Here is a 20921-nt window from a genome sequence, read left to right on the forward strand (position 1 = left end):
CAGCGGGGCGTCAAGATGTGGTGGCCCGTGAGAAGGCTGCCGCAACCTGATCGGGTTCCAGGGGCATCAGCCGCGCCGTCCGCGTCCACAGGATCGCGGTTTCCACCCTCCGGTCCGGATAAATCTGTTCCAGAGCAGCAGCATAGGCCCCCATCTGGCGCAGGATGCCTTCGGGCACGTCCGCTGCGGCCTGCGGCACGGTTGCATTGGATTTGTAATCGACCGCAAGCACGCGATGCGGCTCGACGATCAGGCAGTCGATGGTGCCCAACATGCGCCGCCCCTCGATCTCGGCGGTGATGTCCACCTCGGCCAGGGCGCCGGCGCCGCGCAGGAACGAAAGCTCCGGATTGGCAAGAACGGCCTGCGCCTCGGCCAGAAGGGGTGCGATTTCGGCCTCGGCCACGCCGTCCTCGCCGGCTGCCAGCAACTCTCGCGCAAGGTCGGGCCAGCGGGCCGGCGCATGAAGCGGCAGATGTTCGAGCAGCAGGTGCAGCTGACGGCCCCGGCGCTTTGCCTCTTCCTCGCTGCTGCCCGCGATGCCGGCCAGCGCCTTGGCGCCCCCGAGGTCGGACGGGGATATCGGCCCCGGTGGCTCGGCCAAGGCGGGCAGCGGCGCGCGCAGCCAGTCGGGCAGGGCGGCGGCGCTGTCCTGCGGGGCCGTGCGCGCCTCGGCCCCGGCCGGCCAGTCGCCATGGGCCAGCCTGCGCATGAAACCATCCGCCGGATCGGGCATCGGCAGCGTCGCGGCGCCCGCAGCGCCCATGCCGGCGGCGATGGTCGCGTACCAGCAATCGCCGCCTTCCTTGACCTCGCCCGCGGCGCAGACGATGAGCCAGCTTTGCGCCCGCGTCATGGCGACATAAAGCAGGCGCAGGTTTTCCTCCGCCTCGGCCATACGCTGCCGTTCGCGCGCCTCGGCAAGGGCCGGTGGACAGGCATCGGCCGCGACGCGCCAGGCGATCGCGCCATCCGCCAGCGACAAAAGCTCACCCCCTTGCCGCGGGCGACGCTCGGCTGTGTCGGGCAGGATAACGACCGGGGCCTCCAGCCCCTTGGCGCCGTGCACGGTCATCACCCGGATGCGGTTTCCGGCACTGTCCATCTGGCGCTTGATCTCGACCTCTTCGGTCGCGAGCCAGGTGAGAAAACCGGTCAGGCTGGGCACATCCATCCGTTCATAGGCCAGCGCCTGCGACAAAAGCGCGTCGATCCCGTCCTCGGCCTCGGGCCCCAGACGGGCCAGAAGGCGGCGGCGGCCGTCATGGCGGGTCAGCACCCGTTCCAGGAGGTCGTAGGGCCGCAGAAAGTCGGACTGGTCCCGCAGGTCGGTCAGGATCGCCATCGTGTCCGGAAACTCGGCCGCGCGCTGGCGCAGTGCCTCCCACAGCCATCCCTTGCGCCCCTGTGCCAGATCGTAAAGCTGCGCCTCGGTCCAGCCAAAGAGCGGCGAGCGCAGCGCGGCGGCCAGCGACAGTTCATCCTCGGAGGTGGAGAGAAAGGCCAGAAGCGCGGAAAGATCGCGCACCGCAAGCTCTCCGCCCAGCTTGAGCCGGTCGGCCCCCGCAATCGCCAGCCCCTCGGCCTTGCAGGCGCGGATGATCTGGTGAAAGAGTTCCGAGCGCCGCTGCACAAGGATCAGCACGTCGCCCTCGGTCATCGGACGCGTTCCGCCATGGGCGGGAATGCGGGTGCCGGCGTCGATCAGGCGGCGGATTTCGCGGGCGATCTGACGCGCAAGCCGGGCATAGTGATGTTCGGCCGGCAGGATATCGACCGGATCGAACCAGTCGCTGTCCTCCGGCTTGTCGGCGGCGGGGACGACGGGCCACAGATCGACGCGACCGGGCATGTCGGGCCAGAAGGGGATGTGGTTGACCTCACCGCCCAGCCCGCTGTCGGCCCGGGGTCCAAGGGTCATGTCCACCAGCCGCAGAACTGCCGGCGAGGACCGGAACGAATGTTCGAGCGTCAGCGCCGAAAGCGGCACATCGACCGCCGCAAGGCGCGCGCCGAAATGGCCGCGCATCCGGTCGAAGGCACGCAGATCGGCCCCCTGGAACGAATAGATCGACTGTTTCTTGTCGCCCACCACAAAGATCGTCCGGCCGTCGCCGCGCGCGCCCTGGCCTGCGGTGAATTCCTGCGCCAGAAGCTCGATCACCTGCCACTGGGTCGGGCTCGTGTCCTGCGCCTCATCCACGAGGATATGATCGACGCCACCATCCAGCCGGAACAGCACCCATTGCGCAACGGAAGGATCGGTCAGCAGCGCGACGGCCCGCAGGATCAGGTCGTCGAAGTCGAGCCACCCCCGCCGGGCCTTGCGCGCGGCATATTCCGGCAGGAAGGCCGCGGCAAAGCGGTGCAGCGCATGGGTCTTTCCTGCGGCATGGAGCGCGATGCGGCGCGGGCGCGCGGTCTCGACCCGGCGCATGAAATCCTCGATCCGGTCCATGGCGGGGCCAAGCGCCTCTCGGGTGGCCTTGGTCGGGAACTTGCCGATCTTTGCGCAAAAGGGCTGGGCAGCCTTGGCGCCGAACAGGAACACGTTTTCGAACACCGGAAGCTGCGCGAGCGGCGGCGCGTCGAGTACCGAGGCCAGACGGCCCGCGTCCTTGCTGTCGTTCGGGCCGCCGGCCCGCAGCGCCTGAACAAGTTGCCCCAGCAGCGTGGCCTCATTGCCCAGAAACACCTCGGCCTCAAGACGGTCATGGTCGTAGTCGGGCGGAAGGTCGAAAAGCGCCCGCGCCGCCCCCGCATCCAGCGGATGGGCCAGCGCGTCGCGGCGGCCGGCAATTTCGGCGGTCAGGGCGGAAAGATCCTTGCCCGTGAACCATGAGGCGATTGCGTCAATGGTTTCCGGCGCGCGATCGGCCAGATCCTCGACGATCTCGGCGCGCAGCAGGGCGGCGGCGCGGTCGTCCATCTCGGTGAATTGCGGCGTGACGCCGGCCTCCAGCGGAAAGCGGCGCAGCAGGGATGCGCAAAACGAATGGATCGTCTGGATCTTGAGGCCGCCCGGCGTCTCGATCGCGCGGGCAAAGAGCCGCCGCGCCTGGCGCAGCATCTCCTGATCCGGGTTCTGGTCGATCCCCTCGCCCGCGCCGAGTTCCGTAAGGGCCGCGCGCAGGGCCAGGTCGTCCAGCATCGCCCATTCGCCCAGGCGGCGGAACAGGCGGTTCTGCATCTCGCTTGCCGCGGCCTTGGTATAGGTGAGGCAGAGGATGCGCTGCGGCTGAACCCCGCGCAGCAAAAGCCGCGCAACCCTGTCCGTCAGAACGCGCGTCTTGCCCGACCCCGCATTGGCCGACAGCCAGGTCGACCCGCCCGGATCGGCGGCCTGAACCTGCCGCAGGCTCGCGTCGTCACGGATCATCCCACATCCTCGGGCCAGGGGGCATCGGTCATCTCCCACTCGCCATAGCGGGCAAGGTGGTCGTAATCGCCCGGAAATCTTTCCTCGAACACCGCCCGACGAGAGGCATAGCCCTGCTGCGGCTCGGTATAGGCCCCGATCAGGCGATGCAGCTCCTCCCACGTCTCGATGTTCATGGCTTCGGTGATGTCGGTGCGTTCTTCCCTGGGGGCGGATCCAATGCCGATATAGCTGATCGCCTGCACCGGCCGGGGGCCAAGGTTCCGGAACGCCCCGCGCTCGGCCATCATCGCCTCGAGCAACAGCTGCTTGTCGAACAACTCCTGCTGTTTTTGCGTGGGCGGCGTACCGCTTTTGTAATCCATGATGTGCAGGCTGCCGTCGGGAAGTTCGTCGATCCGGTCGGGTTTGGCGGTCAGGCGGAACCCGAAGCGGTCAAGGGTCAGGCCGCCCCGTTCCTCGATCAGGACGGGCTGGCCGGGCCGCGCGGCCTCTTGCGCCAGAAACCAGTCCGCGACCCGGTCCAGCCGCGCAAGCCACAGGCGCCTTGCCGCGGGCCAGGGAACGTCGCGCGTCAGAACCTCTTGCGCCAAGGTCATCAACTGCGCCCTGTCGCCCTTGCCCCGCTGCACGAACTCTTCAAAGACGCGGTGCAGGACCGATCCGCGCAACAGCGCGTCCGGGCCGGGGCGGAGGGGTGGCAACGGTTGGAGCCGCAGGACATAGCGCGCATAGACCGCGTAAGGATCGCGGATCAGTTTCGAAATCGCCGTCACCGCCAGTTCCCTTGGGCGGGCGGCAACGGGGGGGCGCGGCGCGGGGCGCGGGGCCGGGGGAACGGGCTGATAATCTCCTTCCCATGCGGAGGACAGGCGCAGCAGCGCGCCCCCCCGTGCCCGCATCGCGGCAAGGGCCGTGGCGCCCTCGCCCCGCAGGCCGCCCATCAGGTTCGTCAACCGGTTGAGCCAGCGGGACGGCACCGTCTCGGCCTCGGAATCGCGGATCGCGCGGGTCAGGATCACCTCGGGCGCGGCGACCGATTGCTGGAAGTCATGGGCCGAAAGGCCGATGCGCCGTTCCGGCAGCAAAAGCCCGGCATCGTGCCGCATCTGCCGGTTCAGCCATGGGTCGGGCGTCGGCGCCGGGGGCCAGACCCCGTCGTTCAACCCGCCAAGGATCACCAGATCCGCGCTCTGGACCCGGGCCTCCAGCGTGCCGAGGATCATGATGCCGGGATGGACCTGCGGGCTTTCGCGCACCTCGGCCCCCTGAAGGACGGCGGCAAAGAGATCGCGGTAATCCACCGTCGCAAAGATGCCGCCCCACGGGGCCTCACGAAGAAGGTCGTCGACCACGCGACGGGCGGTCTGGCCCGCCTCTTTCAGCCAAAGCTCGCCTGTCCCGCCTTCTGGCCCCCCGGCCAGGGCCTCGGCGAGATGCAGGTGTTGTGCGACGTGATCCGACAAGGGGCGCTCGCCGATGGTCTCGAGCCCCTCCAGCAGGGCCGCAAGCCAGCCTGCCCAGCGGATCAGATCGTCATCGCCCCGCGCGGACGCCCAGTCGAGGATCGCCGCCCCGGTGGGAAAGGCCGGACCCTTGCGCCGCAGGTGAAGTTCCAGATCGCGCGTCCACAGCAGATGCGGGCCGCGCCCCGCACCCGAATGGGTGATCGGGTGTTTGAGCAGCGTCAGCAAGGTCTCGGCCGTCAGGCGTTCCCCGAACAGCGCCGCCACATGCCGCAGGAACCGCCCCGGCGCCGAGAGCGCAAGCGGCCGGCCCGCGCTGTCATCCGGCACGATGCCCCAGCGGCCAAGGGCTGCGGTCACCTGCCGCGTCAGCGTCCGGTCGGGGGTGATCAGGGCCGCGCGCTGCCCCTGGGCCGCGGCCTGCCGCAGGCGCAGTGCGATCGCCATCGCCTCGGCGCGGGGGGATGGCGCCTCGACCAGCGTCATGCCGGCGGTCGCGGCGGCGATATCCGCAAGCTGCGGCCCCTCGACCATCCACTGGTCCGTGACAGGCGCGGGGCGCAGGGCAAGCGACACGAGCCGGTTCCGCGCCGCCGAGGGGGCCGGAGCCACATCCCAAAGGTGCACCTCCGCGGGGCCAAGCCCCAGCACCTGCATCAGCCGGTAAAACCGGTACTGGGGGTGATCCTCGGCGCTCAGCGCATCGGCGAGGCTGTCCCAGACCGCCATCGGCATGTCGAAATCAAAGCCGGGCAGCACGATGATCCCCTGGGGCAGATCGGCCACGGCCTGCATCAGGCGCAGCGTCGTTCCACGCGATCCGGTCGAGCCGGCGATGATGACGGGATGATCGGGCGGCGCCTTTGCCCAGCGATCGGCCAGCCGTTCGACCACCATCCGCTGACGCGCCTCGGCATCGGGCGGCTCTTCGGGGCCGAAGTAGCGGGCAACGATGCGCAGGAAGGCGAGGCTTCTTTCCCAATGTCGGGAATGATCGGCAAGATCCAGCGCCTCGATCCGTTCGGGCGGGACGCCTTCGCCCTGCATCTCGTCCATCAGGGTGGCAAGACTGTCCGCCAGATCGTAGATCGCCGCGCGCGGCGCCAGATCGGGCTGCCGGTCCAGCAGGGCCGAGACGAGCCGGGCAAGTTCCAGCCGCCGTCGGAGCGGCGGAACAGGGGGCGGCAGGTCGGCCATCGCAAGCTCCCGCCCCAGATCGGTCACAAGCCGGATGCGGGGCAAAAGGCGCGCGCCTTCTGCCGCGAAAAGTTCTCGCACCCGGCGCTGCATCCGGCGGGTGTTGAGGTAAAGCTCCACCCGCGCCATGTCTTCCGGCGGCCGGCCGGCCATGCGGGCGCAAAGGCCCCGGACCAGCGCGCGGGGGAAATCGGCCCCGGGCGGCAGCGCAAAGAGCGGCCCGTCGCGGCGGGGGGCCTTCGGGGTTTCAGTCATCGCAGCATCCGCTCGGCCTCATGGATGCCCTCCGGATGGCCCACATCGCACCAGAGCCCGTCATAGGCGAGCCCGAACAGCCCGCCCTCTCCCGCCATCCTGTCCCAGAGGAGGTTGAGCGAGAACGCCTTGTCCGGAATCTCCGAAAGCCCCTCGGTGCGGATGATCTGCGCGCCGGTATAGATGAAGGGCCCGCCGCGTGTCAGCCGGCCGTCGCCCTTCAGCCCGAAATCACCGCCACGGGTGTAGCCCCGCGCGTTTTCCGGCCGGACCAGCAACAAGAGCGCCTGCATCCCGGGCCGCCATGCTTCGCGAAGGCAGTCAAGCGGGTTCGGCCCGCGCCATACCGCGTCAGAGTTGAGCGTAAAGACCGGCCCCGCCCGCAGCAGTGGCAGCGCGTGGCGCAGGCCGCCGCCGGTCTCCAGTATCTCGGGCCATTCGACCGAGAGGGCGACATCGCGGCCCGCCAGATGGGTCGTGATCTGGTCGTGCAGGTAATGCGCGTTGACCACGCGGCGCGGGATATCCGCCGCGATCTCAAGCGCCCGGTCAATCAGCGGAACGCCCGCCACCGGGATCAGCGGCTTCGGCCGGCTGCGGGTCAGGTCCCCCATCCGGGTCCCGAAGCCCGCCGCAAAGATCATCACGGCGTCCGGCACGCGCGTATCCTTTCCAGGACCTCAGGCTCGGGGGGCGGCAGAAGGCGCATGACCTCCTCGCGCAGCGATGCCAGTTCGGGATGCGACAGGTCGTGCATCAGATGGTTCCAGACCCGGGGCAGAAGCGGAATGTACTGCGGCTTTCCGTCCCGCAGCCAGAGCCGGGCAAAGACCCCCAGAATGCGCAGGTTGCGTTGTGCCGCAAGCGCCGCGCAGGCGATGCCGAAGCTTTCGGGATCAGCGCCCAGGGCTTTTGCCATCCGGGCCTGCATCGCCTCCGCCAGCGGTCGGGGCACGTCGCGGCGCGCATCTTCGGTCAGCGACACGAGATCGTAGGCGGGATGGCCGCGCATCGCGTTCTGGAAATCCAGCAGGCCGACCCGCGCCAGCCCCTGTCGTTCGGGCAGCCACAGCAGGTTCTCCGCGTGGTAATCCCGCAGGATGAGCCCGTCGTAGGCGGGGGCGCAGCGCGCCAGCAGCTCCTGTGTCAGCCCCACGAAACCGGTCCGATCGACTTTCTGCCCGGTCGCGGCGGGCAGATACCAGTCGAGTGCAAGCGCGGCTAGATCGGCCATTGCGGGGGCGTCGTATGCGTCCAGTCCCTCTGGCGCGGGATGGCGCTGCAATTCGGCAAGCACATCCACGGCGGCGGCATAGATCTCCGGCTCCAGCGCGGGGATGCGTTGCAGGAGCCTTGCGTAAAGATCGTCGCCGAGATCCTCCAGCAGCAGGAAGCCATGCCCGGTATCGGCCGCGAAGATGCGGGGGGCCGAGAGGCCGAGCGCCGAAAGATGCCTCGCGATTTCTATGAAGGGCCGCACGTCCTCGCCGGTGGCCGGATCGGCATCCATCAGCACCGCCGAGTCCCCGGTCCGTTCCAGCCGGTCATAGCGGCGGGGCGAGGCGTCGCCGGCAAGGATCGTGCGGCGGGCATCGTCCCATCCGGCGGCCTCGATGAACCGGGATGAGAGCTGGGCGCGGCTGGTCAAGTCGGGATCTCCGGGAAAAGGTGCAAGAGGCGGTCGGCAGGGCCGGAGAGACAGAGACGCCGCCCGTCGCCCGCATGTTCGAACCGCAGCCGGATCGCCTGTTCGGGCGTAAGCGCCCCAAGCCGCTCCGGCCATTCCACAAGACAGATCGCGGTCTCGAAGGCCTCGGCCAGACCGAGTTCAAGTGCCTCATCGGGATGGGACAGGCGATAAAGGTCCGTATGCCAGATGTCCGGCGTGCCCGGATAGGTCTGGACCAGCGTGAAGGTGGGCGAGGGGACCTCGGTCTCATCCCCGAGCCGCGCGCGGATCAGGGCGCGCGCAAAGTGGCTCTTGCCGGCACCGACCGGGCCCTCCAGCAGCAGGACGTCACCGGCGCGCAGGCCCGGCGCGACCCGGTGCGCGACCGCGTCCGTGGCCTCGGCGTCCGGCAGATCGAGTGTCAGACTGATATCGCCCATCGTCATCGGGCGACTTTTACCGCGCGGCCATCCATGCGCAAGCGGCTTTGCGGCGGCAGTGCCCGGCGGGCGTCTGGCGGGCTCGCTCAGACGGCTTGCTCTGTCACGGGCCCTGTCACGGGCGGTATGACGGGCGCTGTGACCGGGGCTGGCGTGGCCTCTCGGCGGAACCCGATCATCAGTGATCCGCCCGCCAGCGGGATTGTCCGCACGACGATCTGTCCAAGGTCGCTGACGATCCGCCGGCTTGCCGGTTCGCGCGCCGAGGCCATGGCCGAAAGCGCCATCCAGTCAGTGCCGCGATCCGTCGCCTGCCACTGTCGGACAGAATCCTGAAGCGTGATCTCGCTCAGCGCGCTCATCGGGTCGACGCCCCAAAGCGCGGCATAGGCGCGGTTGGCCATCGTGGCGACGCCGGAGCCGGAAAAGACGATCACGGCCTCATCCATCGCGTCGAGCACGGCCTGACCCGTCTCAAGTTCAGCGCGGAACCGGCGCGTAAGCGTTATTTCGGCTGTGATATCCTCGACCAGCAGGGCGACGGCGCCATCGGAATGGGGACGGCCGGAAACGCGATAGGTCTGGCCCGTGGGCAGCGTCCAGGTTTCCTCATAATGGCCGTCGCGCCCGTGTTCGAGTTCGGTGAACTGCTGGCGCCAGCTGCGATAGTCCCGCGGCTCGGGCAGCATCCGGCGGTCGCGCAACTGGTCGAGAAAGGCGGCAAGTGTCGGGCGGGCGGCCAGAAACTCGAATTCGAGGCCGGTCAGGTCGGTCAGGGCGGGGTTGAACAGATGCAGCCGCCGCTGCGGGTCAAAGATCGCGAGCCCCACGGGCAGATGTGCAAAGGTCTTGACCAGCGTCTGCATGAAGCTTTGCATCTGCCCCTCGGCGCGGACGGTCGCATCGGAGGGGACGCCGAAACAGAGCCGCCCGTCCGGCAGGGGCACGGCCTGACATTCATACCAGCTTTTGCGGGCCTCGTTGGCCGCGTTGGGTTGCAGGCGCCGCGGTTCCGCGCGCAGCCGGGACTTGTCGAAAAGCGCCGGCAGCGGCCAGCCGAGTTCGTACCCGTTGGCAAGCACCGCATCGAGATACGCCCGGTTCGCCCAGATGACGGCCCCGTCGGGGCCTTCGCGCCAGGACAGCACCGGCGCATGTTCGACGGTGGCGCGCAGGGTGGCGAGTTCATCCCGCGTGGCGCGGTAGCTGCCTGCGTCGAGCGTCACGACCTGACCGTCCACCCCAGGTTCAAGGAGGGTGATGCGCGTCAGGCCGTCCTGCAGACATGCCTCCAGTTCCAGCTGGCGGCTGCCTTGGGAAACAGCGGCGGCGCTCCCTGTCTCCTCTGCCCGGGCAAGCAGGGCGGCGGCATCGGGGAAATACTGCGAAAGCCACGACAGCAGGGCCGGCCAGTCGCCGCCTTCGGTGCCGGAGGCGGCGAGGAGCGCCCGCGCCCGGGCCGTGGCATCGACCAGCCGCTTCCCCTCGAACAGAAAGACGATATCGCCCGACCCTGCGTCGAAAAGGCCGCCACCCGGTTCGTTCGACAGGCTGTGGCGAAAGAGCATCCAGGCCAGCGCCACCAACAGGCCCGCACTGACCAAAAGCGCCGGAACAAAAGACCAGACTTCGTTGACCATGCGATTCGCCCCTGATGCGTAAGGGGAGACTGGCGCAGTCGAGGTTAATGTCGCGTTAACTGCACTCGATCCATGGTCGCCGGCAGAACATCAGAAACGTTCATTCTCGCCCAGCGCGCCGGGGTCCGAGAGTACGATCCGCTCCGCCGGCCAGGCGACATGGACGACCGCACCGCCGCGTTCCGGTCGCTCGACCACTTCCAGAAACGGATCGCTGCCGTTGGCGAAGGTAAGTTCGGCCCCCGACCGTTCCAGCAGCGTCTTGGCGATGAAAAGGCCAAGGCCCATCCCCTCATACCCGGGGCGCAGGGTATCGCGCTCGCTGCCGCGGCGCCGGACAAAGGGGTCGCCGATCCGGCCCAGCAATTGCGGCGGGAAACCGTCGCCGTCATCGGTGATCCGCACAAGGACCATGGGGCCGTTGCATTCGGCGTCGATCCAAACGTTGCCGCGCGCGAAATCCACGGCGTTCTGGATCAGGTTGCGCAGGCCATGGACCATTTCGGGACGCCGCAGGACCAGCGGTTCGCGCCCGTCATGAAGAAGGCCGGCAAAGTCGAAATGGATCTGCTTGCCGCGCTGGGCATGGGGTTCCGCGGCCTCTTGCAGCAGCGCCGAGAGGGGGACCTGATGCATGTGCCGGTCGTCCTTGCCCGCACGGCCCATCGAGCGCAGGATATCGCGGCAGCGGTCGGCCTGTTCGCGGATCAGCTGCGCATCCGCCTGATGTTCCGGGTCGTCGAGTTCGTCCACCAGTTCCGAACTCACCAGCTTGATGGTGGCGAGCGGGGTGCCAAGCTCATGCGCCGCGGCCGCAACCACGCCGGTGAGATCGGTCAGCTTCTGTTCCCGCGCCAGCGCCATCTGCGTGGCCAGAAGGGCGTCGGCCATCGCCTGCATCTCGGTCGAGACGCGGCCGGCATAGAGGCCGAGGAACACGACCCCGATGATGATCGCAAGCCAGGAGCCGAACTCGAATATCGCGGGGACGCGCAATACCTCGCCGGTGACGAGGTGAAGCGGGACATAGAAAAACCCGAGCAGCGTGACAAAGCCGATCGCGGCGCTGCCGAGCAGCAGCGTGCTGCGCAGCGACAGGGCGGTCGCCGAGATCGTCACCGGCGCGAGGATCAGCAGCGCAAAGGGATTGTGCAACCCCCCGGTGAGATAGAGCAGGAAGGAAAGCTGCGAGAGATCGAAGAGCAGCGTGAGCGCGACCTCGCTCTCCGAAAGGCGCTTGTTCGGCGGAAAGACGAACATCGCGATCAGGTTGAAGACGACCGATGCCGCGACCGCCACCACGCTGAGACCGATGTCGATGTCCAGCCCGTAGACCGTCATGCCCGCGATCAGCGCCGCAAGCTGCCCGCCGACCGCAAGCCAGCGCAACACGATCAGGGTACGCAGGCGCACGCGCTGGCCGCGGCTTTCGAGGATCTGGCGGGGGGCGGGCGGGATCATGCGGGGCGTTTCCTTTGCGTGCCGTGGTGTCGCAGCCGGTGGACAGGGGGTTGTCCCTGCCTGCGCGATGATGAATCAATGCCACGCAGTTTCAAGCCTGAGCGGGGGAAGCGCATGACAAGGCTTTATGCAGGTCTGGCAGCGGCAGCGGTGGCGGCGGTACTCGGTGCTCTGGGATTTGCCGTTCTGACGCGCAGCCCGGAAGAGGCCTTTGCCCAATGCCGCGCGACCAATGTGGCCGGTGGGACGGCGGCGATCGGCGGGCCGTTCGAACTGGTCGATGAACAGGGCCAGACCGTCACCGATGCCGATGTGATCACCGAGCCGACCCTGCTCTATTTCGGCTACACGTTCTGCCCGGATGTCTGCCCGCTCGATTCCGCGCGCAACGCCGAGGCGGTCGATCTGCTGGAGGATCAGGGCCATGAGGTTCAGCCGGTTTTCGTGACCGTGGACCCGGACCGCGACACGCCCGAGGTTCTGGGCGAATATGCCGGGTTCTTCCATGAACGGATGCGGGCGCTCGGCGGCAGCCGCGAACAGGTCAAGGCCGCGGCCGATGCCTATCGCGCCTATTTCCGCGTGCATGAGGCCGAGCCGGGCGACCGGTTCTATCTGGTCGATCATTCGACCTTCACCTATCTTGTCCTGCCCGAACACGGCTTTGTCGAGTTCTTCCGGCGCGAGACGAGTGCCGAGGAAATGGCCGACACCACCGCCTGTTTCCTGCGCGCGGCAGGCTGACGCGGCCTTGCGCATTTGACCTGGGGGCCGTGCGCCCCTAGAACTTCGCGAAACGATCTTGGGGGAAGAAGATGTCCGATGATCAGGGCGCCGCGCTGGGCGCGGATCGCTCGCTCCTTCTCGTCGATGATGACGAGCCGTTTCTGCGTCGCCTCGCGAAGGCGATGGAAAAGCGGGGCTTCGTGCCGGAAATGGCCGGATCGGTCGCGGCTGGCAAGGCGGCGGTGGCAGAACGCCCCCCGGCCTATGCCGTGGTCGACCTGCGGCTCGAGGACGGCAACGGGCTCGACGTGGTCGAGGCGCTGCGGGAAAAGCGTCCGGACAGCCGGATCGTCGTTCTGACCGGCTATGGTGCGATCGCGACGGCGGTTGCGGCGGTCAAGATCGGCGCGACGGATTACCTGTCGAAGCCCGCCGACGCGGATGACGTGATGAACGCGCTCTTGTCCAAAGGGGCGGATGCGCTGCCCTCCCCACCCGAAAACCCGATGTCCGCCGACCGGGTGCGCTGGGAACATATCCAGCGCGTCTACGAGATGTGCGACCGCAACGTGAGCGAGACCGCCCGCCGCCTGAGCATGCATCGCCGCACCTTGCAACGCATCCTTGCCAAACGCAGCCCGCGCTGATCAGCAGGCGCCGATCAAGGCCCGGTGGCGCGCCACATAGGCTGCGCGCACCTCGGCGGGCGGGCGCAGATGCAGGGTCAGGCCGTCGGTCAGCGCGGGGTCGGGGCGGCCGAAAAAGCGGTTGGCCTCGGCCACGGAAAACCCGGCAAGCTGCACCGCCTCCAGCCAGGCCGAAAGACGGTCGGCGCGCTTGATCCTTTTCTTGATCTCGGCCGGCAACTGCGCCGGAAGCCCGAACCGGATATGGATCGCGCCGGTCAGCCGCGCATCGAGATCGCCATAGCCGGGCCCTATGGCCGCCTTGACCGGCGAGATCATGTCGCCAATCACATATTCCGGCGCGTCATGCAGCAGCGCCGCCAACCGCCACCGGACCGGCAAGGCGGGCCAGGCACGCCCAAAGATCTCTTCGACCAGCAGCGAGTGTTCGGCTACGGAATAAGGCCAGTCGCCCCGGGTCTGCCCGTTCCAGCGCGCGACAAAGGCGAGCCCGTGCGCGATGTCCTCGATCTCGATATCCACCGGCGTGGGGTCGAGCAGATCGAGCCGCCGCCCCGATAGCATCCTTTGCCAGGCACGCGGAGCCCCGGTCATGTCACGACGTGATAAGGGTCTGGGAAGCGGTTCAGGTAGGGGCGCAACTGCCAGTTCGTCGCAATGTGCTTCAGATGCAGCAGTGCCGCCTTGACCGGATCGCTGAGATAACGCGGTTCGGCAACGTCGAAACCCGCCCTTTCGGGAAAATAGGCCTCCATGAAGTCCCGGTAGATCTTGTGGTATCGCGCCGGCAATGCGCCCTTGCGATCGCTCCATGGCTTCTGGTCAGAGATGAAGTGGACAACATGCGGCCCGACGCTCTGTTCCAGATAGGGCCGACGCAGGGGCCATTGCCAGTTCCAGACGGGGCTGAGTTCGGCCCAGTCCTTGTAAAGGACGCAGTTCAGGACGGACTGGTCGTGCGCATGAAGGCGCGCACCGTTTTCGGCGCCGAAATCAACGCAACGCCGCAGCACGTCCGCCTCGACATAGCTTTGGGTGTCGATCACCAGAAAACCGGAGTTGAAGTAAGGTGCCGGCGCCCAGCCCATCACGCGGAATTCGCGCATAAGGCCGTTCAGCTTGCGCCACTGCTTCTGATCGCGAACCGCGGCGACCGGATGGCCTTTCAGGTCGATCTCCATCAGGCGGGCATAATCACCCGACTCGGCAAGCATGTCGCAGTCCATATAGGTGATGCGGCGGTAATCGCCCTGAAACAGCGGCGGAAGGATCAGCCGAAGATAGCAGTATTCCCCACGGCGGCCGGCGATATCCTGTTCGGCAAAGATCCCCTCGGTATCCACCCGGCACAGACGGATGCCCAGATCGGCAAAGGCGGCGGGCATTTCCAGATCGTCGAGCGTCACGATGCAGATGTCGAACCCCTGCGACTTGGGCAAAAGCGCGATCTGGCGGGCGACGAACAGCGCGAAGGGAAAGAAGCGGTCGTCGCAACACAGCATCACGGCGCGATCGTGCCGGGCCGGAAACGTTTCGGAAAGGATTCTCATACTATCTCCGTCGGGCCCCGGGCGGATTGCCGTCACAGCCTTTGTTGCCGCTGGGCAAGGGGGATGCTATCACCCGGCGTCGATTGCAGGTCAAGGAGCGGACATGGCCGACTACATCATCAGGGACATCGCGCTGGCGGATTACGGCCGCAAGGAGCTGACGATCGCCGAGACCGAGATGCCGGGCCTCATGGCGCTGCGCGACGAATTCGGAACCGACAAGCCGCTGCGTGGCGCTCGGATCGCAGGCAGCCTTCACATGACGATCCAGACCGGCGTTCTGATCGAGACGCTCGTCGCACTTGGCGCCGATGTTCGCTGGGCCTCTTGCAACATCTTTTCGACGCAGGACCATGCGGCCGCGGCGATTGCGCAGGCGGGCGTGCCGGTCTTTGCGATCAAGGGCGAAACGCTTGCCGAATACTGGGCCTATACGGATCGGATCTTCCAGTTCGGCGAAGGCACGGCCAACATGATCCTCGACGATGGCGGGGATGCGACGCTTTACATCCTGATGGGTGCGCGGGTCGAGGCAGGGGAAACCGCGCTGATCGAGAAGCCCGGATCCGAGGAGGAAGAGGCGCTCTTTGCCCAGATCCGCAAGCGTCTGGCGGAATCGCCCGGCTGGTTCACCGCGCAGCGCGATGCGATCCGGGGTGTGTCCGAGGAAACGACGACCGGGGTGCACCGGCTTTACGACTTGCACAAGAAGGGGTTGCTGCCCTTCCCGGCGATCAACGTGAACGACAGCGTCACCAAGTCGAAATTCGACAACAAATATGGCTGCAAGGAATCGCTGGTGGACGGCATCCGCCGTGCGACCGACACGATGATGGCGGGCAAGGTCGCGGTGGTCTGCGGCTATGGCGACGTGGGCAAGGGCTCGGCGGCCTCGCTGCGCGGGGCGGGCGCCCGTGTCAAGGTGACCGAGGTGGACCCGATCTGCGCGCTCCAGGCGGCGATGGACGGTTACGAGGTCGTGACGCTGGAGGATGTGGCGGCCAGCGCCGACATCTTCATCACGACCACCGGCAACAAGGACGTGATCCGGATCGAGCATATGCGCGAGATGAAGGACATGGCCATCGTCGGGAATATCGGCCATTTCGACAATGAAATTCAGGTGGCCGCTCTGCGCAACCACAAATGGACGAACATCAAGGATCAGGTGGACATGATCGAGATGCCCTCGGGCGCGCGGATCATCCTTCTGTCCGAGGGGCGGCTTCTGAACCTCGGCAATGCGACCGGGCATCCGAGTTTCGTGATGTCGGCATCGTTCACCAACCAGGTTCTGGCGCAGATCGAGCTTTGGACCAAGGGCGACGAATATCGGCCGGGCGTCTATATCCTGCCCAAGCATCTGGACGAAAAGGTGGCGCGCCTGCATCTGGCCAAGATCGGCGTCAAGCTGACCGAACTGCGCCCGGATCAGGCCGACTACATCGGCGTCCCGGTCCAGGGGCCGTACAAGTCCGACCATTACCGCTATTGACGGCGGGCAGGGCCTGCCCGCGCAGGGCGGGCCTTGAACTGCGAAATGGGCGGCGGGCGATCCACCCCGGCCGCCGCGGTTGCCCCGCCGGTTCAGGGCGTGACGCCGCCCAGCTCGCAGATGATGCGCCATTCCGCCTCGCTCACTGGCTGCACCGACAGGCGTGACGTCTTGACCAGCACCATGTCCTGAAGATCGGCATGCGCCTTGCAGTCTTCCAGCGTCACGGGGCGTTTCAACGGCGACAGGGCGCGGATATGCACGCAGTCCCAGCGCGGATCGTCGGTTGTGCTGTCGGGGGCGCTTTCAGCGCAGACCTCGACGATTCCCACGATCTCCTTGCCGATGTTCGAATGATAGAAAAAGCCCCGGTCGCCCAGCTTCATTGCCCGCATGTTGTTGCGGGCCTGATAGTTGCGCACGCCCGACCATTCCTCACCCGCCGCGCCCCTGGCGACCTGCTGGTCCCAGCTCCAGGCGTCGGGTTCCGACTTGAAGAGCCAAAAGGCCATCAGATCACCTTTTTCCAGGGCCGGATGTCCACCTGTGCAAAGAGGCCTGCCAGCGCATAGGGATCGCCCGCCGCCCAGTCCTGCGCGGCGCTCAGGTCGTCCACCTCGATCACGACAAGCGATCCGTTCATCGCGCCCTCTGCATCCAGAAAGGGTCCGGCCTGCCGGACGACGCCCGTTTTCTCGATATAGGCGAGATGCGCCTCGCGCGTGGCAAGGCGGGTTTCCAGATGATCGGGTTTGTCGGTGCAGATCAGGGCAAAGAGCGGCATGTCATTCTTCCTTGAGCGGGCGGGACAGCAGCGCGGCCATCGCATCGGGCACGGTCAGCCGCTGGTCGATGACGGCAGCAACCATCGCCGTGACCGGCATGTCAATAGAACGTGCCGCGGCAAGTGCAGAAACCGCGCGCGCCGTGGCGACGCCTTCGACCGTAGCGGTGGCGTCGGGCGGGCCCCCGGACCCCAGGCTGCGCCCAAAGCGGAAATTGCGCGAAAGGTCCGAGGTGCAGGTCAGGACCAGATCGCCCAGCCCGGCGAGTCCGGCAAGCGTTTCGGCCCGCGCCCCCAGCGCCACGGCAAGGCGCACCATCTCGGCATAGCCGCGCGTCATCAGGGCGGCGCGGGCGCTGTCGCCAAAGCCCGCGCCGATGGACATGCCGGCGGCGATGGCGATCACGTTCTTCAGCGCGCCCCCCAGTTCGGCGCCGGTGACATCGGTGGTCCGGTAAAGCCGCAGGACAGGGGTGGAGAGGTCTTCCTGCAGACTTTCGCCCCTTGCGCCATCCGCGCAGGCGAGCGTCAGCGCCGTGGGCAGGCCGCGCGCGATATCGGCTGCAAAACTTGGGCCAGTCAGAATAGCAGCGGTCGCTGCGGGGCAGGCTTGTTCGATCAGGGCAGATGCACCTTGCCCACTGGCCAGATCCACGCCCTTGGCACAGGCGACCAGGGCGCGGCCGTCAAGCTGCGGCGCCGCCCCGCGCAGGAACCCCGACAGTTGCTGCATCGGCACGGCAAGAAGGACGACCGGCGCCCCGATATCCTGCAAGCGGTCGGTCAGGATCACGTTCTCGGGCAGTGTAACGCCGGGCAGACGGGGGTTTTCCCGGCTGTCCCGCATCCCGCGCAGATCCCGCGCCCAAAGCGTGACCTGCCCTTGCCCGGACAGCGCCACCGCCAGCGCGGTTCCGAACGCGCCCGCCCCCAGCACCGCGACCCCGGTCATGCCTTGGCCCCCTTGCGCCCCGAGCCAAGAAGCGCCGGGCTCCGTTCGTCCAGCGGCCATCTGGGGCGCGCGACAAAGGGGGCGGGGGCCTCGCCCGCCGTCAGCCGTTCTGCGGCGGCCCAGGCGATCATGGCGGCGTTGTCGGTGCAAAGCGATAGCGGCGGCGCAACAAAGGTGACGCCACCGGCTGCCTCGATCAGTCGTTCCCGGATGGTCTGGTTGGCGGCGACTCCCCCTGCGACCGCAAAGGCGGGGCTGGCGGGGGACCGCGCCATGTAGATGTCGAGCGCGCGCCGCGATTTCTGCGCGAGCACATCCGCCACGGCCTCCTGGAACCCGGCGCAAAGGTCGGCGCGGTCCTGCCGCGTCAGCCCGCCCTGCTGTTCGACCAGTGCGTCGCGCGCCCGCAACACCGCAGTCTTGAGCCCTGAAAACGAAAGATCGCAGCCGGGCCGGTCCAGCAGCGGGCGCGGAAAGCCGAAGCGGGAGGCATCGCCGCTGCGTGCCTCGGCCTCGACGGCGGGGCCGCCCGGTTGCGGAAGGCCCAACAGCTTGGCCACCTTGTCGAACGCCTCGCCGGGGGCGTCGTCGATGGTCCCGCCCAGCCGTTGAAAGCGGTCCGCGGCCTCGACCATCAGGAACTGGCAATGGCCACCGGACACAAGCAGCATCAGATAGGGAAAGGCCAGCCCATGGGTCAGGCGCGGCGTCAGGGCGTGGCCCGCCAGATGGTTGACCCCGATCAGCGGAAGCCCGGTCGCCGCGGCGATGCCCCGGGCGCACATCACGCCCGCAAGGACCCCGCCGATCAGACCCGGCCCGGCCGTGACCCCGATCGCGTCGATAGCGCCAAGCGTCATCCCCGCCTTGTCCAGTGCCGCCTCGACGCAGCTGTCGATCTTTTCGACATGGGCGCGCGCCGCGATTTCGGGAACGACGCCGCCGAAGGCCGCGTGAAGGTCGGCCTGCCCCGCGACGAGCGAGGACAGGATCGCGCCGCGTTCCCCATGGGCGCGCACGACCGCAGCCGCCGTGTCGTCACAGCTGCTTTCAATGCCCAGAACGGTCAGGCTGTCTTTCATGCGGTCCCGATGTGCTGCCGGTTGCGATACGATTGCCATGCAGGTAACACTGCGGGTCGTGGCAGACAATCCCGACAGGTCCATGGCCGCTTCCGCGCTCTTGCTCACAAGACCCGAATGCCAGTCGCGCCGTTTCGCCGCTGGTCTCGAATGCGAGCGTGTCGTGATATCGCCTGTCATCCGGGTGGAACTGCGCGAGGCAGGGCCTTTGCCCCCGGATATTGCCGATATCATCTTTACCTCGGAAAATGCGATTGCCGGGGCGGGCGCGGGGCGCCGCGCCTGGTGTGTCGGCGACCGCACCGCTGCGGCCGCGCGCGCGGCAGGTTATGAAGCGCGGTCAGCCGGGGGTGACGCCGGGTCCCTGGTCGCGCTGATCCTGCAAGAGGCGGGCGACGGGCCGTTCCTGCATCTGCGTGGCGCGCACACGCGGGGCGATGTCGCGGCGAGGCTTCAGGCGGCCGGGCTGAATGTGGCGGAACGGGTGGTCTATGACCAGATCGCCCAGCCCCTGACGCCCGAGGCGCGGAGGCTGCTTGCCGAGCCGGGGCGTGTCGTGGTGCCCTTGTTCTCGCCGCGTTCGGCCGGGCTCCTGGCGGCGCAGCTGGGGGATGTGCAGGCGCGGCTGCTGCCGGTCGCGATCTCGGCGGCGACGGCGGCGGAATGGCGCAGCCTGCGGCCCGGGCCGGTGATCGTTTCCGAGGCGCCAGATGCCGCTGCAATGCGCGTGGCCTGTCAAAGCGCGCTTTCCGCCGGGGGCGCGCCTTGAGACGGGCGCCCAGCCGGGCTAAGTATGGGCAGGACAAGTGAGCAGGAGGACAGCGGGTGGCAAGCTCCGGCAAGGGCAAGCGCGGCGGCGCGGCAGGGACCAATGCGGCAGAGCCGGGACAGGCAGACACCCCCGAGCGGGAGCCCAGCGTCCCCGAAGCGCCCCAAATCCCGGAAACGCCCGGCGCGGAACCTTTGCCGACCGATCCGGCCGTGGCTGATCAGGAGGTGGCCGGCACCGCGCGGGCGGATCGGCCTTCCGTGAATGAACCCGATGCGGCCCCGGAGCCGGTTTCCACCGATATGCCAGCAGGGGCTGACGCCCCGCCCGATCTTTCCGCCCCACCGGTTCCAGAGCCCGAGACGCCGGCGCTGGAGATTCCCGCGCCCGATCTCTCGGAACCCGCCGAACCCGAAGCCGTGCCGGAAAAACCCGAGACGCCTGCGCCTGCCCCCGCACGGGAAGAGCGGCGACGCGGTGGCGTGTTCCTGCCGCTGCTCCTCGGCGGGGCGATCAGCGCCGCTGCGGGCTTTGCCGCTGCGTTTTTCCTGTTGCAGCAGGGTCAGGGTGCGGATGACGATGCAATCCTTGCGGCGATCAACGCACAGGCTGACCGGCTTGGCGCCTTGGAGGCGCAGCTTGCCGCGCCGCCGGAGGCGACGGTCGATCTTTCGCCGCTGGCGGACGGGCAGCAGGCCTTGCTCGATCAGTTCGCGGCGCTGGAACAGCGCATGTCCGAGCTTGAGACGCGGCCCGATCCGGCGCCTGCCGATCTGTCTGCAGTTGAGGCAGAGCTTTCGGCCCTGCGCGCCCTGATCGCCGAAGTTCAGACCGATGACAGCGCGCTGGAGGCGCAGGAGGCCGCCCGCGCCGAGGCGGAAGCGGCTGCGGCCGAGGCCGCCCGGCTTGCCGAGGTGACGGCGCGGCGCGCCGCCCTTGCGCGGGTGCAGGCGGCGTTCGATGCCGGCACCGCCTATGAGGACGCCCTTCGGGATATCGGTCCCGCGGATGCGCTGCCCGAGCCGCTGGCGGCCAGCGCGGCGCAGGGTGTGCCGACCCTTGCAGCCCTGCGCGAAAGCTTCGTTTCCTCGGCCCGGGGCGCGCTTGCCGCGGCCCTGCCCGAGGCCGCGGGGGACGCGCCCCTGGACCGTTTCGCGGGATTTCTGCGGGGACAGGTCGCAATGCGCAGCCTCAGCCCGCGGGAAGGCGACGATCCCGACGCGATCCTCTCGCGGGCCGAGGCCGCGCTTGTCGCGGGTGATCTCGCGGCGGCGCTGGCCGAGGTCGAGACCCTGCCACCGGCCGGACGCGATGCGATGGCCGGCTGGGTGACGCAGGCCGAGGGGCGGCTGGCCGCCGAGCGCGCCCTTGCCGACCTTTCCCGCACGATCAACGACAACTGAGGACGT

At 67.9% G+C, this 20921-nt stretch carries 18 protein-coding genes; 5 read left to right on the plus strand and 13 right to left on the minus strand.

The genetic code is table 11. The features are described from left to right. Positions 1–10: 10 nt before the first annotated feature. The 7 genes from addA to regB all read right to left on the minus strand — a co-directional run bounded on the left by addA (position 11) and on the right by regB (position 11507). Positions 11–3379, minus strand: a complete 3369-nt coding sequence (gene addA, locus ACFSGJ_RS18695; protein WP_390265421.1) for a double-strand break repair helicase AddA — start codon at positions 3377–3379, stop codon at positions 11–13. Further along, positions 3376–6297 (minus strand): double-strand break repair protein AddB, encoded by a 2922-nt coding sequence (addB, locus tag ACFSGJ_RS18700; RefSeq protein ID WP_390265423.1) that lies wholly within the window; start codon positions 6295–6297, stop codon positions 3376–3378. Before addB ends, addA begins: the two co-directional genes overlap by 4 nt. Next, on the minus strand, positions 6294–6956 hold the full coding sequence (locus ACFSGJ_RS18705; protein WP_390265426.1) for a nucleotidyltransferase family protein: 663 nt from the start codon (positions 6954–6956) through the stop codon (positions 6294–6296). Before ACFSGJ_RS18705 ends, addB begins: the two co-directional genes overlap by 4 nt. Next, positions 6941–7945, minus strand: coding sequence for an aminoglycoside phosphotransferase family protein (locus ACFSGJ_RS18710; protein WP_390265429.1), 1005 nt, complete (start codon positions 7943–7945; stop codon positions 6941–6943). Before ACFSGJ_RS18710 ends, ACFSGJ_RS18705 begins: the two co-directional genes overlap by 16 nt. Further along, on the minus strand, positions 7942–8406 hold the full coding sequence (gene tsaE, locus ACFSGJ_RS18715) for a tRNA (adenosine(37)-N6)-threonylcarbamoyltransferase complex ATPase subunit type 1 TsaE (RefSeq protein WP_390265500.1): 465 nt from the start codon (positions 8404–8406) through the stop codon (positions 7942–7944). The genes ACFSGJ_RS18710 and tsaE overlap by 4 nt, the downstream gene beginning before the upstream one ends. An 86-nt stretch (positions 8407–8492) precedes the next feature. Then, complete coding sequence (locus ACFSGJ_RS18720) at positions 8493–10046, minus strand: PAS-domain containing protein (RefSeq protein ID WP_390265431.1); 1554 nt, start codon at positions 10044–10046, stop codon at positions 8493–8495. Between the two features lie 90 nt (positions 10047–10136). Beyond that, the gene (gene regB / locus ACFSGJ_RS18725) at positions 10137–11507 is read right to left on the minus strand and encodes a sensor histidine kinase RegB (protein ID WP_390265433.1); all 1371 of its coding nucleotides are present in this window, start codon (positions 11505–11507) and stop codon (positions 10137–10139) included. 114 nt (positions 11508–11621) lie between these two features. On the opposite strand from regB, the gene ACFSGJ_RS18730 reads away from it, so the two are divergent. Together ACFSGJ_RS18730 and ACFSGJ_RS18735 are read left to right on the plus strand one after the other, a co-directional pair. Further along, positions 11622–12251, plus strand: coding sequence for an SCO family protein (locus ACFSGJ_RS18730; protein ID WP_390265435.1), 630 nt, complete (start codon positions 11622–11624; stop codon positions 12249–12251). Positions 12252–12322: 71 nt separating this feature from the next. Next, positions 12323–12880 (plus strand): ActR/PrrA/RegA family redox response regulator transcription factor, encoded by a 558-nt coding sequence (locus tag ACFSGJ_RS18735; protein WP_390265437.1) that lies wholly within the window; start codon positions 12323–12325, stop codon positions 12878–12880. On the opposite strand, the gene ACFSGJ_RS18740 is transcribed toward ACFSGJ_RS18735, so the two are convergent. Together ACFSGJ_RS18740 and ACFSGJ_RS18745 are read right to left on the minus strand one after the other, a co-directional pair. Next, complete coding sequence (locus ACFSGJ_RS18740; protein WP_390265439.1) at positions 12881–13474, minus strand: HD domain-containing protein; 594 nt, start codon at positions 13472–13474, stop codon at positions 12881–12883. It abuts the gene before it with no gap. Continuing rightward, complete coding sequence (locus ACFSGJ_RS18745; protein ID WP_390265441.1) at positions 13471–14430, minus strand: glycosyltransferase family 8 protein; 960 nt, start codon at positions 14428–14430, stop codon at positions 13471–13473. Before ACFSGJ_RS18745 ends, ACFSGJ_RS18740 begins: the two co-directional genes overlap by 4 nt. 103 nt (positions 14431–14533) lie before the next feature. On the opposite strand from ACFSGJ_RS18745, the gene ahcY reads away from it, so the two are divergent. Beyond that, positions 14534–15925: an adenosylhomocysteinase gene (gene ahcY / locus ACFSGJ_RS18750; protein ID WP_390265443.1), complete on the plus strand. Its 1392-nt coding sequence runs from the start codon at positions 14534–14536 to the stop codon at positions 15923–15925. A 92-nt stretch (positions 15926–16017) separates the two neighbouring features. On the opposite strand, the gene ACFSGJ_RS18755 is transcribed toward ahcY, so the two are convergent. Genes ACFSGJ_RS18755 through tsaD form a run of 4 tightly spaced genes read right to left on the minus strand, consistent with a single transcriptional unit; the run spans position 16018 to position 18743 of the window. Continuing rightward, entirely contained in the window at positions 16018–16437 is a 420-nt protein-coding gene (locus ACFSGJ_RS18755; RefSeq protein ID WP_390265445.1) for an EVE domain-containing protein, read from the minus strand. Continuing rightward, on the minus strand, positions 16437–16709 hold the full coding sequence (locus ACFSGJ_RS18760) for a YciI family protein (RefSeq protein ID WP_390265447.1): 273 nt from the start codon (positions 16707–16709) through the stop codon (positions 16437–16439). The genes ACFSGJ_RS18755 and ACFSGJ_RS18760 overlap by 1 nt, the downstream gene beginning before the upstream one ends. Position 16710: 1 nt before the next feature. Then, positions 16711–17661: an NAD(P)H-dependent glycerol-3-phosphate dehydrogenase gene (locus ACFSGJ_RS18765; protein WP_390265449.1), complete on the minus strand. Its 951-nt coding sequence runs from the start codon at positions 17659–17661 to the stop codon at positions 16711–16713. Next, a complete protein-coding gene (gene tsaD / locus ACFSGJ_RS18770; RefSeq protein ID WP_390265451.1) occupies positions 17658–18743 on the minus strand; it encodes a tRNA (adenosine(37)-N6)-threonylcarbamoyltransferase complex transferase subunit TsaD in 1086 nt (361 codons plus the stop codon). The genes ACFSGJ_RS18765 and tsaD overlap by 4 nt, the downstream gene beginning before the upstream one ends. 37 nt (positions 18744–18780) lie before the next feature. On the opposite strand from tsaD, the gene ACFSGJ_RS18775 reads away from it, so the two are divergent. Beyond that, positions 18781–19512: a uroporphyrinogen-III synthase gene (locus ACFSGJ_RS18775; protein ID WP_390265453.1), complete on the plus strand. Its 732-nt coding sequence runs from the start codon at positions 18781–18783 to the stop codon at positions 19510–19512. A 56-nt stretch (positions 19513–19568) separates the two neighbouring features. Then, the gene (locus tag ACFSGJ_RS18780) at positions 19569–20915 is read left to right on the plus strand and encodes a COG4223 family protein (protein ID WP_390265455.1); all 1347 of its coding nucleotides are present in this window, start codon (positions 19569–19571) and stop codon (positions 20913–20915) included. Positions 20916–20921 lie beyond the last annotated feature (6 nt).

Source organism: Halodurantibacterium flavum, assembly GCF_042681825.1.
Classification (GTDB): domain Bacteria; phylum Pseudomonadota; class Alphaproteobacteria; order Rhodobacterales; family Rhodobacteraceae; genus Halodurantibacterium; species Halodurantibacterium flavum.

Bases quoted from the DNA above. Each gene is read 5' to 3' on its own strand.
- addA (WP_390265421.1), bottom strand. From the start codon at position 3,379: ATGATCCGTGACGACGCGAGCCTGCGGCAGGTTCAGGCCGCCGATCCG.
- addB (WP_390265423.1), bottom strand. From the start codon at position 6,297: ATGACTGAAACCCCGAAGGCCCCCCGCCGCGACGGGCCGCTCTTTGCG.
- tsaE (WP_390265500.1), bottom strand. From the start codon at position 8,406: ATGGGCGATATCAGTCTGACACTCGATCTGCCGGACGCCGAGGCCACG.
- ACFSGJ_RS18720 (WP_390265431.1), bottom strand. From the start codon at position 10,046: ATGGTCAACGAAGTCTGGTCTTTTGTTCCGGCGCTTTTGGTCAGTGCG.
- regB (WP_390265433.1), bottom strand. From the start codon at position 11,507: ATGATCCCGCCCGCCCCCCGCCAGATCCTCGAAAGCCGCGGCCAGCGC.
- ACFSGJ_RS18730 (WP_390265435.1), top strand. From the start codon at position 11,622: ATGACAAGGCTTTATGCAGGTCTGGCAGCGGCAGCGGTGGCGGCGGTA.
- ACFSGJ_RS18735 (WP_390265437.1), top strand. From the start codon at position 12,323: ATGTCCGATGATCAGGGCGCCGCGCTGGGCGCGGATCGCTCGCTCCTT.
- ACFSGJ_RS18740 (WP_390265439.1), bottom strand. From the start codon at position 13,474: ATGACCGGGGCTCCGCGTGCCTGGCAAAGGATGCTATCGGGGCGGCGG.
- ACFSGJ_RS18745 (WP_390265441.1), bottom strand. From the start codon at position 14,430: ATGAGAATCCTTTCCGAAACGTTTCCGGCCCGGCACGATCGCGCCGTG.
- ahcY (WP_390265443.1), top strand. From the start codon at position 14,534: ATGGCCGACTACATCATCAGGGACATCGCGCTGGCGGATTACGGCCGC.
- ACFSGJ_RS18755 (WP_390265445.1), bottom strand. From the start codon at position 16,437: ATGGCCTTTTGGCTCTTCAAGTCGGAACCCGACGCCTGGAGCTGGGAC.
- ACFSGJ_RS18760 (WP_390265447.1), bottom strand. From the start codon at position 16,709: ATGCCGCTCTTTGCCCTGATCTGCACCGACAAACCCGATCATCTGGAA.
- ACFSGJ_RS18765 (WP_390265449.1), bottom strand. From the start codon at position 17,661: ATGACCGGGGTCGCGGTGCTGGGGGCGGGCGCGTTCGGAACCGCGCTG.
- tsaD (WP_390265451.1), bottom strand. From the start codon at position 18,743: ATGAAAGACAGCCTGACCGTTCTGGGCATTGAAAGCAGCTGTGACGAC.
- ACFSGJ_RS18775 (WP_390265453.1), top strand. From the start codon at position 18,781: ATGCAGGTAACACTGCGGGTCGTGGCAGACAATCCCGACAGGTCCATG.